This window comes from Arthrobacter sp. GQ119 (genome assembly GCF_059759125.1).
Genome location: NZ_JCAXEA010000022.1, coordinates 52,034 through 64,419, shown reverse-complemented (window position 1 = coordinate 64,419; position 12,386 = coordinate 52,034). Strand labels below are relative to the sequence as shown.

The following is a 12,386-nucleotide window of genomic DNA, read 5'->3' as shown; positions in this document are numbered from 1 at the left end:
GCGGTCTTTTCTGCTTAACGGACAGAATGCAGCTGACGCCAATGGAAGCTGCTGCTACTTGAGGAACCGGGACGTCCGGCGGTCTGCCAGGACCTTGCCCTTGGTCTGGCAGGTGGGGCAGTACTGGAGTGCGGTGTCCGCGAAGGACACTTCGCGGACGGTGTCACCGCAGACCGGGCACGGCAGTCCAGTGCGGCCGTGGACCCTCATGCCGCCCCGTTTCGTATCCTTCAGGTCGCCGGGCGCCTTGCCCGCTGCTTCCTTTACGGCCGCTCCGAGAACGCTGTGGATGGCCTCGTACAGGGCGCGTACGCTCTCTTCGTCCAACGAATCGGCCATAGCGTAGGGCGAGATCTTTGCCGCATGAAGGATTTCATCGCTGTATGCGTTTCCTATTCCGGCAATCACGCTCTGGCTTCGCAGCACACCCTTGACCTGGTGGGGGTTGGCGGCCAGGATCCCGGCGAACATCGCAAGGCTGAACCCGGGGTCCAGCGGATCCGGGCCAAGGGCCGCGATTCCCGGCACCTGAAGAGGATCGGTGACCACGTAGACGGCAAGGCTCTTCTTGGTGCCGGCTTCGGTCAGGTCTATGCCGATATGCAGGCCGTCGCTGCCGGCGAATGCCAGCCTGGCCGCAATGGGGCTCTTGCCTGGCCGGAGCGGAGCCGTGGAGGGCGCCTCCGTGTAGCGCACCCAACCGGCCCGGGCGAGATGGAAGACGAAGTGCAGGCCGTCGGCGTCTATGCTGACGAACTTGCCGAACCGCCGCACACCGGTGACAGTGCGGCCTTGGAGGGCCGTATAGGGAGGATCGGCCGTCTTGAGTACGGCCACGGAGAGGACCTGAAGCTTCGTCAGCACGGTGCCTTCAAGGTGCGTGCCAAGAAAGGAACTCAGACCGGCCACTTCGGGTAGTTCTGGCATGCCCCCACTGTGGCACAACGGGGCAGTCGTGTCAGCGCCGGAGCCCGGATGATGTGGTTTCGGTGCCGTCTCCAGCCTGAACCATGTGCCTATACTTTCAGCGGTGGCTTGTTCCCTACGCCTCCGTTGACATTGGTGATTGACCCGATGAAAGGCCCCTGATGAGCAACATTCCCTCTGAGCTGTCCTACACTGCGGAACACGAATGGGTGTCCGCACCGAACGCCGACGGTGTGGTCCGGATCGGAATCACAGACTTCGCCCAGGACGCCCTCGGGGACGTCGTGTACGCCCAGATGCCCGAAATTGGAACGGCGGTGAAGGCGAACGACGTCATCGGCGAGGTTGAGTCCACCAAAAGCGTCAGCGATATTTACGCCCCGGTAACCGGTGAAATCGTGGCCCGGAACGAGGCCCTGGACAGCGATTCAGCCCTCATAAACTCCGATCCCTACGGAGACGGCTGGCTGATCGAGGTCAAGCTTGCGGAACCTGACGCGGTGGACTCCCTGCTCAGTGCATCGGAGTACGAACAACAGGTAGGCTAAAGCTAGCTGTTCGCGCTAAGCCGGGCCCTGGTATCCAGTGCTGGTTTCCAGTCTTGGGGTCCAAAGGCCCGGCCGGCGCACGGCAAACCGGAGGTGCCACGCATTTCCGGACGGTACGCGTTGATTGCAGGGGGACATCTGCAACGAAGGAGGAGGAATCCATGGTTGGCGGCGAAAAGAACCACACCGGCGGTGATTACGGCACGGACGTGGGCAGGGCCTCGGAGACAACCTCGATCAACCTCACTCCGGTCCGCGACGAACCGACGATCGTGCCCAAGCTTTCTCCGGAGGAGAGGACGGCCGTGGAGGCTTTGCCCTCCGGCTCCGCATTGCTGGTAGCACACAGCGGCCCCAACTCGGGCGCCCGCTTCTTGCTCGACTCCGACGTCACCACCGCCGGACGGCACCCGGATGCAGACATTTTTCTTGACGACGTGACCGTCTCGCGCCGGCATGTCGAATTCCGCCGCACTCCCCGCAGCTTCGAAGTCGTGGACACCGGCAGCCTCAACGGTACCTACGTCAACCATGACCGCGTGGACAGCGTGGAGCTGAAGTCCGGAAACGAAGTCCAGATCGGCAAGTTCCGACTCACCTTCTACCTGAGCCCTGCCCGCGCAGCAGGACGCGCCTGATTCGGAGCGGCTGCCTGTGGCAATGGCACAACCAGAGCGCCGCGGACCCCTGGTCCTGAACATCGGGGAGGTCCTCGCTCAGTTGAGCGACGATTTCCCGAGCATGACGGCGTCTAAAATCAGGTTCCTTGAGGAAAAAGGACTTATCAATCCCCGGCGCACGCCGGCAGGCTACCGACAGTACTCCGACAGTGACGTCGAGCGTCTCCGGTTTGTCCTGTCACTCCAGCGCGACCAATACCTGCCGCTGAAGGTGATCAAGGATTATCTTGATGCCATCGACCGGGGAGAGCGTCCGGACAACCTTCCACCCGGCGTGACCGTCTCTCCACGGATCGTTTCCGATGAGCTGGCGGCTGAACTGCAGAACAAGTCGCGCAAGCTCAGCGAGGAACAGCTGCGGGCAGAGTCTGGCGCGAGCGTGCCGCTTCTGCAGTCGCTGCTCAGTTTCGGGCTGATCGGTCATTCGAACGGCATGTTCGATGAGCACGCCCTGCAGGTGGCGCGCGCCTGCGTGCAGCTGGAGGGCCACGGACTGGAACCCCGCCATCTGCGGCCCTTCCAGGCGGCGGCTGAGCGGGAGTTCGGACTGGTGGAAAGGGCCGTCGCAACGCTCACGTCCCGCAAGGATGCAGCCTCGCAGGCCAGAGCCGCAGAGGCGGCCCGGGAAATCAGCGACCTTTGCCTGACCCTGCACCGGGCTCTGGTCCAGGACCGTATTTCACGGATGGAGATCTGATGATCGAAGTCGAGATTGTGGGCGTCCGGATCGAGTTGCCCTCCAACCAGCCCCTGGTGCTCCTGAGGGAGATCCACGGGGAGCGCCACGTGCCCATCTGGATCGGCACTCCGGAAGCCAGCGCGATCGCCTTGGCGCAGCAGGGCGTGGTACCGCCGCGCCCCATGACGCATGACCTCTTGGTGGATGTCGTGGAGACGCTTGGACATGCGGTCGTGAGCGTCAACATCGTGGCCGTGGAAGACAACATCTTCTACGGGCAACTCCAGTTCGATAATGGCGCCACCGTTAGTTCCCGGGCGTCGGATGCCTTGGCCATCGCCCTGCGCGCGAAGTGCCGGATCTGGTGCGCGGATTCTGTGATGGATGAGGCCGGAGTGCGGATCACCGAACACGACGAGGGGGAGGACACGGAGCAGGGCCCCCCCGTGGATGAAGAAAGTGAATTGCGCCAGTTCCGTGAGTTCCTCGATGACGTGGAGCCGGAAGACTTCGACGGCTAAGGTCACGTTAAGGTTCCAGTTCAGGCTGAAAGTTTCGACACGCCCTTTCAATGACCTGAACATCTTTGACCTTGGGCCCTGGCAGGCCTAACGTCGAAGGTACCAAGTTCCCATTGCGTACAACAGCCGCGCGGGTCACACTGGAAAGTGCTACTCCGGCGGAATTACATGCATGAGTTTCATTTTGACTCCCGTGCGTGCAGTGCTGTTGCAGCAAGTTCCCCAGGGAGCTCATGACAAGGAGGATCCACGTGAGTCCGAAAGGCGAAGCAGGCGAGCTGAAGCAGCCCTCAACGGCCGGCGTAGCTGTGCCCGCAAGCGGTGCTCAGGGCCTTCTCTTCACTGAGGACCTCCCAGTCTTGGACGAAGACGCCGGGTACCGCGGTCCCACGGCGTGCAAAGCGGCCGGCATAACGTACCGCCAGCTGGATTACTGGGCCCGGACGGGCCTGGTTGAACCGGCTGTCCGCGGCGCCGCCGGCTCCGGCTCGCAGCGGCTGTACGGCTTCCGCGACATTTTGGTCCTGAAGGTGGTCAAGCGGCTGCTTGACACTGGTGTTTCGCTCCAGCAGATCCGCTCAGCCGTGGAACACCTGCGTGAGCGCGGCGTCGAAGACCTCGCACAGATCACCCTCATGAGCGATGGCGCCAGCGTGTATGAATGTACGTCCGCTGATGAGGTCATCGACCTCGTCCAGGGCGGACAGGGTGTATTTGGCATCGCTGTGGGCCGTGTGTGGCGCGAAGTTGAAGGGAGCCTCGCCTCCCTGCCCAGCGAACATGCCAGCGACCAGACGTTTCCCGATGATGAGCTGAGCAAGCGCCGGGCCGCCCGCAAGACCGGCTAAGTCAGTACACCTTCCTGGGCATCCAGAGGATCTAGCTCCAGAGGATTAATAGCGAAGGCCGCCTCCCCATTGGGGAGGCGGCCTTCTCTCTATCGGCTGCGCGCGCGGCTCAGCGGTTGCTGCGGCTGCGGCTCGCCCTGCCGGCCGACAGAAGGTTGCCCAGGAGTGCGTCGAACAGTCCGGCTGCTGACTTGGCGGAGTCGCCGGGCCAGTGGTGGATGGAGTGCGCGGCGCCCTGGATCTGCTGCCAGTTTGCCTGTTCCGGAATGTGGGGCGTCAGCAGGAGGTCACCGAACATCGACTGCATCTCGGCCAGGCGGAACGCGTGCTCGGAAGACGCGCTTCGGACCCGGTTGGCGACGATGCCTGCAGGGGACAGATTGGGGGCGAATTCCTGGCGGAACAGCTGGATGGCCCGCATCGTGCGCTCAGTCCCGGCCACGGAGAACAGGCCGGGCTCGGCAACCAGGGCTACCTTGGTGCTCGCGGACCAGGCCATGCGGGTCAGTCCATTCAGGGACGGAGGGCAGTCCACCAGGACGAGCTCGTATTTCTCCGCACCTGCCAAAACGGCGGAGAGCCGGCGGAGGTCCCGCTTGCCCAGGTCGGGGCGGTCGTACACTCCGGTGTAGGCGGAGCCCACGGCAACGTCCAGGACGGCGGGACCCGAGCCGTTGCTTTGGACACGCCCGGTCCACCCGCTGGAAACGACATTCTCCGGAAGCCGGGCCTTGCGGGGATTCTTGAGCATCCGGCCGATATCCAGCTTGTCACTCGGCTGCACTCCCAAGGCGGTGCTGGCATCGGCATGGGGATCCAGATCCACAACGAGGGTGGGGATGCCGGCGGCCAGTGCCGCAGACGCCAATCCGGTTGTCACGGATGTCTTGCCGACACCGCCTTTGAGGCTGCTGATGCTGACTACTTGCACTTGAAAACCAATACCTAACGCCGGTTGCCGTGTTGGGGTAGTTGTTGTTCCGGTACTGCCGGAACAGGGGGACAGGCTTCGCCGCCCCATTCATCATATGTGGAGCCGGCGCCTAATCCCTTCTTATCGGGTCCGGGCATGGCTCGCCGGGCGGCTCTTCCGGGTCCCGGCCGGGAAGGGAATGAATGTGGCTGCGAAATGACGGATAATTCTGTGACGGTCAACACAATGATTTGTGTTTCACGGCACGCGTCTTACACACTGTGACCACTTACCGATACACCCGCGATGATGCAGGAGCAGCATGTTTTCCAAGATTCTGGTGGCCAACCGCGGTGAAATCGCAATCCGCGCGTTCCGCGCCGGCTACGAGCTGGGCGCCAAGACAGTCGCCGTGTTCCCCAACGAGGACCGTAACTCGATCCACCGCCAGAAGGCCGACGAGGCGTATCTGATTGGCGAGGAAGGCCACCCCGTCCGCGCCTACCTGGACGTGGACGAGGTGGTGCGGGTAGCTAAGGAAGCCGGCGCGGATGCCATTTACCCCGGCTACGGTTTCCTTTCCGAAAATCCGGACCTTGCCCGGGCAGCCAAGGCTGCCGGCATCACCTTCGTCGGGCCGCCCGCCGAGGTCCTCGAGCTCGCCGGCAACAAAGTCGCCGCGCTCGAGGCTGCCCGCAACGCCGGCGTCCCGGTGCTGAAGTCCAGTGCCCCCTCGAAGGACCTCGACGAGCTGATCGCCGCTGCCGACGAGATCGGCTTCCCGATCTTCGCCAAGGCCGTGGCCGGTGGTGGTGGACGCGGCATGCGCCGTGTTGATACCCGCGAAGCGCTGCCCGAGGCGCTGCAGTCCGCAATGCGCGAGGCTGACGCAGCGTTCGGTGACCCGACCATGTTCCTTGAACAGGCCGTGCTCCGTCCGCGGCACATCGAGGTGCAGATCCTGGCCGACGCCGAGGGCAACGTCATGCACCTCTTCGAGCGCGACTGTTCCATTCAGCGGCGCCACCAGAAGGTTATCGAAATCGCACCGGCCCCCAACCTGGACGAAGGCATCCGGCAGGCCCTGTACCGCGACGCCGTGAAGTTCGCCAAGGCCCTCAACTACGTCAATGCAGGAACCGTCGAGTTCCTCGTGGACACCGTGGGGGAACGCGCCGGGCAGCACGTCTTCATCGAAATGAACCCCCGCATCCAGGTGGAGCACACAGTCACCGAGGAGGTCACCGACGTCGACCTCGTCCAGGCGCAGATGCGGATTGCCTCCGGCGAAACCCTGGCCGACCTCGGCCTTTCCCAGGAGACCGTGTTCCTCAAGGGCGCGGCGCTGCAGTGCCGCATCACCACCGAGGACCCGGCCAACGGCTTCCGCCCCGACGTCGGAAAGATCACCGGCTACCGTTCGGCCGGCGGCGCCGGCGTAAGGCTCGACGGCGGCACGGTTTACTCGGGCGCCGAAATCAGCCCCCACTTTGACTCGATGCTCGTCAAGCTCACCTGCCGCGGCAGGGATTACCCGGCCGCTGTGGCCAGGGCTCGCCGTGCCCTTGCCGAGTTCCGCATCCGTGGCGTGTCCACCAACATTTCCTTCCTCCAGGCCGTGCTCGATGACGCCGACTTCATCTCGGGCGACGTCGCCACGTCCTTTATCGACGAGCGCCCGCAGCTGTTGAAGGCCCGGGTCTCGGCCGACCGCGGCACCAAGCTGCTGACGTGGCTGGCTGAGGTCACCGTCAACAAGCCCAATGGCGAGCTCACAGTCCACACCGACCCGGCCGATAAGCTGCCGGCCGTGCGGGAAAGCGAACACCAGCCGGGCTCGCGCCAGCGGCTGCAGGAGCTGGGGCCGGAAGGCTTTGCCCGGGCCCTGCGCGAGCAGACAGCTGTGGCCGTCACCGACACGACGTTCCGCGATGCCCACCAGTCCCTGCTGGCCACCCGCGTCCGCACCCGGGACCTGGTGGCTGCCGGTCCTGCTGTGTCCTCACTGCTGCCCGGCCTGCTCTCCGTCGAGGCCTGGGGCGGCGCCACCTACGACGTCGCCCTGCGATTCCTGGGCGAGGATCCCTGGGACCGTCTGGCGGCGCTGCGGAAGGCGCTGCCGAACATCTGCCTGCAGATGCTGCTCCGTGGCCGGAACACCGTGGGCTACACCCCGTACCCCGAAGAGGTGACCGAGGCGTTCGTCAACGAGGCAGCGGCTACCGGCATCGACATCTTCCGGATCTTCGATGCCCTGAACGATGTCAACCAGATGGCGCCAGCCATCCGCGCCGTCCGTGCCACCGGCACCGCCGTGGCCGAGGTTGCACTCTGCTACACGGGTGACCTGCTCGACCCGGAGGAAAACCTCTACACGCTGGACTACTACCTGGAGCTGGCACAGAAGATCGTCGACGCCGGCGCCCACATCCTCGCCATCAAGGACATGGCGGGGCTGCTGCGGCCGGCCGCGGCCGCCAAACTGGTCCGTGCCCTCCGGGAAAGGTTCGACCTCCCCGTCCACCTCCACACCCACGACACTGTTGGCGGGCAGCTCGCAACGCTCCTCGCCGCGGTGGACGCCGGCGTGGATGCCGTGGACGTCGCATCGGCCTCCCTCGCCGGAACAACCAGCCAGCCCTCAGCGTCCGCACTGGTCGCGGCGCTGGCACACACCGAGCGGGACACCGGGCTCAGCCTCGCCAACGTCAGCTCGCTGGAACCGTACTGGGAAGCAGTGCGGAGGGTCTACGCCCCATTCGAGTCCGGACTGCCGGGACCCACAGGCCGCGTCTACCAGCACGAAATCCCGGGCGGCCAGCTCTCGAACCTCCGGCAGCAGGCCATGGCACTCGGCCTGGGCGAACGGTTCGAAGCCATCGAGGACATGTACACCGCCGCGGACCGCATTCTGGGCCGCCTCGTGAAGGTTACGCCTTCCTCGAAGGTGGTGGGGGACCTCGCCCTGCACCTGGTTGGTCTGAACGCCGACCCCGCCGATTTCAATGAGAACCCGCAGAACTACGACGTCCCGGACTCGGTGATCGGCTTCCTGTCCGGCGAGCTCGGTGACCCGCCAGGCGGCTGGCCTGAGCCGTTCCGCACCAAGGCGCTGCAGGGCCGCAAGATCAAGGTCCGCGACGCCGAGCTCAGCGCCGAAGACAGCGCTGCGCTTCGCGGGGATTCGAAGACCCGGCAGCAGACGCTGAACCGCCTGCTCTTCGCCGGCCCCACCAAGGACTACCTGAAGAGCGTGGAGACGTACGGCAACGTTTCCGTCCTGGACACCCGCGACTACCTCTACGGACTGCAGCGTGGCCAGGAGCACGTGATCCAGCTGGAGAAGGGTGTCCGCCTCATCGCCTCGCTCGAGGCCGTCTCGGAGCCGGACGAGAAGGGCATGCGCTCCGTCATGTGCACGCTCAACGGCCAGTCCCGTCCTGTCTCCGTCCGTGACAAGTCTGTGGTCAGCAACGTCAAGACAGCCGAGAAGGCCGACCCGGCGCAGCCTGGACAGGTCGCTGCACCCTTCGCCGGCGCTGTTACGGTGACGGCCAAGGTGGGCGACACGGTCAAGGCCGGCGACACCGTTGCCACCATCGAGGCCATGAAGATGGAGGCATCCATCACGACGCCGGTGGGCGGCAAAGTCACGCGGCTCGCCATTTCCTCGGTGGAACAGGTCCAGGGCGGAGACCTCCTGCTCGTTGTTGAGTAGATGACTGTCGAATAGCTGACTGGACGCCCACGCCCGCCCTGCGGGTATGGTAGAAGCCAGAAAAAGGTTGTGGGGACGGCGAAAGCCGCCCCCACAGCCATTTCAGCCAGAAACCATACAGAGCGGAAGCCATGACGCAGACTCATACGCCTAAACCCGGGCCGCGACCGAACCGCGCCCCTACGGTTGCCGCTCCGGCGGAAGCCGGTGAACAAGCAGGCGGAGTTTCCCCGGCCGAAGCTGCCGGCTTTGCCTCGTCCGGAGACATCAGCGTTGTGACCGTTTCCAGCGCACAGGACCGCACGTCTGCCGACTCGCTCTCGGCACTCAGCGCGGTGCCGCAGCCGGGGACCGTGCCTGCAGGTCTGCAGGTAGCTACGGTGGGCATGGTTGGCGTCGATGCAGCGGGCCCAGCCGCGCCAGAGACCGCCGCGCCAGAGACTGCCGCGCCAGAGACTGCCGCGCCAGACAAAGCTGCATTGGACACCGCGGAGGCAGCCACAGCCGAAGCCGAACAAGAATCAGACACCACCGAAACGGCGGCCGAAGCTGCGGCGGTTAACGCGGAGAACCACGGGGGGCGGCGTGAACGCCCCGAGGGTCCCGAGCCGGCCGCTGCGCTGACCGCCGACCGCCTGCTGAACAAAGCAGCCGCCGCACCCGTTGCCGGTTGGCGCCGCTGGTTGTACACGGTCACTTTTGGCTATGTGAACCTGGGCGATTCGGACCGGATCCGTATCCAGCGGGCCATGGAGCACCGAATCGCCATGCGCCTGGGGGAGCGCACCCGCTATGTCCCCGTACTTTCACGCAAGGGTGGCGTGGGTAAGACCACCGTCACCACCCTTCTGGGGATGGTCCTGGCAGACCTGCGCGAAGACCGCGTGATCGCCATGGACGCCAACCCTGACCGCGGAACACTGTCAGACCGTTCCCCCGGGCGGGCGGATTTCACGGCGCGCCAGCTGGTCAAGGACCGGTTCACGGTCGACTCGTTCGCGCAGTTGTCCAACTACACTGCCCGGGACGGCTCACGGCTGGATGTTTTGGCCTCCGACACCGATCCCATGGTGGCCCACGCCTTCGACGACGCCGACTACCGGGCAGTCACCGATATTCTTGGGCGCTACTACTCGATCGTGCTGACGGACTCGGGGACCGGCATGGTCCATTCCGTCATGAAAGGCACCCTCGAAAAGGCCGACGCTGTGGTCCTCGTGTCCGGTGGCAGCGTCGATGAGGCCAGACTCGCTTCGGAAACGCTGTCCTGGCTGGAAGCCCACGGGCGCCAGGACCTGGTGGCCAAGGCAACCGTAGTCATCAACATGGCTGCCGGGGACCGTACGCTGGTGAATATTGATGAAATCGAGCAACACTTCCTGTCCCGGGTCAAGAATGTAGTGCGGATTCCCCACGACCGGCACCTGGCCGAGGGATCGCGCATCCAGCTGAGCCAGCTCAAGCCCGCCACTCGCAGTGCTGCCGTGGAGCTGGCGGCCCTGGTGATAGAGGAACTCCAGCAGGCCTGACCCAGCCGGGTCTGCAGGGAAGGCACAAACGCAAGAAGCCCCGCCGTTTCTGACAGTTCAGATTCCGGCGGGGCTTTTGCCTTTGATGCGGTCGGGACGGTTAGGCTGCCGGCGCGGGTTTGGGCGCAGCGTACATCTCCTCGATCACCGTCTCGAAATCCTTGATGACCTGAGCCCGCTTGACCTTCATGGAGGGGGTCAGGTGGCCGGAGGCTTCGGTGAAGTCGCTGGGAACGATCCTGAACGACTTGATGGCCTCGGCCTGCGAGACGGACTGGTTCGCGTGGTTGATCAGCTCCTGCACGGCCGCCCTGACGGTCTCGTTGTCGGCAGCCTCGGCCACGGTGGTTTCCGCCGGCAGGTTGTGGCGCTGCAGCCACCCGGGAAGGGCTTCCTCGTCGAGGGTCACCAGTGCACCGATGAAGGGGCGGTTGTCGCCCACCACGAGCACCTGCGATACCAGGGCGTCTGCCCTGATCTGGTCCTCCAGCAAAGCGGGAACGACATTCTTGCCCCCGGCGGTCACAATAATTTCCTTCTTGCGGCCGGTGATCGTGAGGAACCCGTCGGCGTCGAGCTGGCCGATGTCTCCGGTGCGGAACCATCCGTCGGCGAACGCCTCGGCGGCCAGGTCCTCGCGCTTGTAGTAGCCGCGCATGACACAGACGCCCTTGGTGAGGATCTCGCCGTCGTCGGCAATTTTCACGGTGTTTCCGGGCAGCGGCGCGCCGACCGTGCCGATCTTGATCCGCTCGGGAGTGTTGACGCTGACCGGGGCCGTTGTTTCGGTCAGGCCGTAGCCCTCCAGGATCTGCAATCCGATGCCCTGGAAAAAGTGGCCAAGCCGCTCACCCAGCGGCCCGCCGCCGGAGACAGCGTGCGCCACCTGGCCGCCCATGGCGGCGCGCAGCTTCCCGTAAACGAGCTTGTCGAAGAGAGCGTGGCGGACTTTCAGGCCCAGCCCTATCTTGCCTTCCTGGCGGGCCCGGGAATAGGCAATAGCTGTGTCCGCTGCCTTGTGGAAGATCGCGCCCTTGCCACCGTCCTCCGCCTTGGTGAGCGCCGAGTTGTAGACCTTCTCGAACACGCGCGGCACGGCGAGCAGGAACGTGGGCTTGTAGCTCTGCAGATCCGGGAGCAGGTGCTTGATGTCCGGCGTGTGGGCCACGGTGGAGCCTGCGGCCACCGCAAGAACGGAGATGAACCGTGCGAAGACGTGCGCCAGCGGGAGGAACATGATGGTCCGGGCCTGCTCGTTGACGATCTGGCGCAGCGAGGTAGCGAGGGCGTTCTCCGAAAGCTCCACGAAGTTACCGTGTGTCAGTTCGCAGCCCTTGGGGCGCCCCGTGGTTCCCGAGGTGTAGATGATGGTGGCGGTGTCGTTGAGCTTGGCGGCGTGGCGTCGAGACTCCAGGTCGGCGTCGCTGATGTCCTTTCCGGCCTCCCGGAGGGCTTCGAGGCCGCCGCCTTCGAGCTGCCAGACGTGCGTGAGGGCGGTGAGCCCCTCGGAGGTGGCGGCCTGCCTGATGACGTTCTCGTGGTGGCCGGACTCGCCGAAGGCAGCCACCGCGCCCGAGTCGCCGAGGTTCCAGGCGACCTGGGACGGGGATGACGTCTCGTAAATGGGAACGGACACGCCGCCGGCGAACCAGACGGCGAAGTCGACCAGCGCCCACTCATAGCGCGTCCGGGACATAATCCCCACCCTGTCGCCGGCTTCCACGCCGCTGGCCATAAGTCCTTTAGCCAGGGCGGAGACGTCCGCCAGGAAATCAGTGGCAACAATGTCCTGCCACTGACCGGCGGCATCCAGCCGGGAAAACAGCGCCGGATTCGACGCCTTGGCCGCCTGGCGCACCAGGAGGTCCGTGATGTTGGTGTCCGGGGGGACGCTGACCAGGGGCGGAACACTGAATTCGCGCACAATAGCTCCTCTGATATCCGTAGACCGCTGCGGTTAGTCCTAACCTTAGTACCCGCCGATCAAGGAACGGGCTCCAAGTTGTTACTCGCCAGTAACTTT

At 64.8% G+C, this 12,386-nt stretch carries 10 protein-coding genes; 7 read left to right on the top strand and 3 right to left on the bottom strand.

Annotated features, from left to right (window positions below; all coding sequences use genetic code 11):
- Nucleotides 1-54: 54 nt before the first annotated feature.
- On the bottom strand, nucleotides 55-927 hold the full coding sequence (locus AC6CH3_RS18720) for an Fpg/Nei family DNA glycosylase (RefSeq protein WP_498133847.1): 873 nt from the start codon (nucleotides 925-927) through the stop codon (nucleotides 55-57).
- 161 nt (nucleotides 928-1,088) lie between these two features.
- Here AC6CH3_RS18720 and gcvH point away from each other — a divergent pair, with 161 nt between their 5' ends.
- The 5 genes from gcvH (at nucleotide 1,089) to AC6CH3_RS18695 (ending at nucleotide 4,203) form a co-directional block, all read left to right on the top strand.
- A complete protein-coding gene (gene gcvH / locus AC6CH3_RS18715) occupies nucleotides 1,089-1,475 on the top strand; it encodes a glycine cleavage system protein GcvH (RefSeq protein WP_498133846.1) in 387 nt (128 codons plus the stop codon).
- Between the two features lie 161 nt (nucleotides 1,476-1,636).
- A complete protein-coding gene (locus AC6CH3_RS18710) occupies nucleotides 1,637-2,113 on the top strand; it encodes an FHA domain-containing protein (RefSeq protein ID WP_498133845.1) in 477 nt (158 codons plus the stop codon).
- 22 nt (nucleotides 2,114-2,135) lie between these two features.
- Entirely contained in the window at nucleotides 2,136-2,852 is a 717-nt protein-coding gene (ftsR, locus tag AC6CH3_RS18705; RefSeq protein ID WP_494035307.1) for a transcriptional regulator FtsR, read from the top strand.
- Nucleotides 2,852-3,355 carry a bifunctional nuclease family protein gene (locus AC6CH3_RS18700; RefSeq protein ID WP_498133844.1) on the top strand — a complete coding sequence of 168 codons (504 nt, stop codon included), beginning with the start codon at nucleotides 2,852-2,854 and terminating at the stop codon, nucleotides 3,353-3,355. The genes ftsR and AC6CH3_RS18700 overlap by 1 nt, the downstream gene beginning before the upstream one ends.
- A 251-nt stretch (nucleotides 3,356-3,606) precedes the next feature.
- A complete protein-coding gene (locus tag AC6CH3_RS18695) occupies nucleotides 3,607-4,203 on the top strand; it encodes a MerR family transcriptional regulator (protein WP_215051712.1) in 597 nt (198 codons plus the stop codon).
- Nucleotides 4,204-4,312: 109 nt separating this feature from the next.
- Here the strand turns inward: AC6CH3_RS18695 and AC6CH3_RS18690 are convergent, their stop codons facing one another.
- Nucleotides 4,313-5,134 carry a ParA family protein gene (locus tag AC6CH3_RS18690; RefSeq protein WP_498133843.1) on the bottom strand — a complete coding sequence of 274 codons (822 nt, stop codon included), beginning with the start codon at nucleotides 5,132-5,134 and terminating at the stop codon, nucleotides 4,313-4,315.
- A 304-nt stretch (nucleotides 5,135-5,438) separates the two neighbouring features.
- Here AC6CH3_RS18690 and AC6CH3_RS18685 point away from each other — a divergent pair, with 304 nt between their 5' ends.
- Together AC6CH3_RS18685 and AC6CH3_RS18680 are read left to right on the top strand one after the other, a co-directional pair.
- A complete protein-coding gene (locus AC6CH3_RS18685; protein ID WP_498133842.1) occupies nucleotides 5,439-8,834 on the top strand; it encodes a pyruvate carboxylase in 3,396 nt (1,131 codons plus the stop codon).
- Nucleotides 8,835-8,965: 131 nt separating this feature from the next.
- Nucleotides 8,966-10,363, top strand: a complete 1,398-nt coding sequence (locus AC6CH3_RS18680; RefSeq protein ID WP_498133841.1) for a MinD/ParA family ATP-binding protein — start codon at nucleotides 8,966-8,968, stop codon at nucleotides 10,361-10,363.
- 100 nt (nucleotides 10,364-10,463) lie between these two features.
- Here AC6CH3_RS18680 and AC6CH3_RS18675 read toward each other — a convergent pair whose 3' ends face one another.
- Nucleotides 10,464-12,287, bottom strand: a complete 1,824-nt coding sequence (locus AC6CH3_RS18675; protein WP_498133840.1) for an AMP-dependent synthetase/ligase — start codon at nucleotides 12,285-12,287, stop codon at nucleotides 10,464-10,466.
- Nucleotides 12,288-12,386: the final 99 nt, after the last annotated feature.

Coding starts and splice junctions, on each gene's coding strand:
- AC6CH3_RS18720 (WP_498133847.1), bottom strand. CDS start 927: ATGCCAGAACTACCCGAAGTGGCCGGTCTGAGTTCCTTTCTTGGCACG.
- gcvH (WP_498133846.1), top strand. CDS start 1,089: ATGAGCAACATTCCCTCTGAGCTGTCCTACACTGCGGAACACGAATGG.
- AC6CH3_RS18710 (WP_498133845.1), top strand. CDS start 1,637: ATGGTTGGCGGCGAAAAGAACCACACCGGCGGTGATTACGGCACGGAC.
- ftsR (WP_494035307.1), top strand. CDS start 2,136: ATGGCACAACCAGAGCGCCGCGGACCCCTGGTCCTGAACATCGGGGAG.
- AC6CH3_RS18700 (WP_498133844.1), top strand. CDS start 2,852: ATGATCGAAGTCGAGATTGTGGGCGTCCGGATCGAGTTGCCCTCCAAC.
- AC6CH3_RS18685 (WP_498133842.1), top strand. CDS start 5,439: ATGTTTTCCAAGATTCTGGTGGCCAACCGCGGTGAAATCGCAATCCGC.
- AC6CH3_RS18680 (WP_498133841.1), top strand. CDS start 8,966: ATGACGCAGACTCATACGCCTAAACCCGGGCCGCGACCGAACCGCGCC.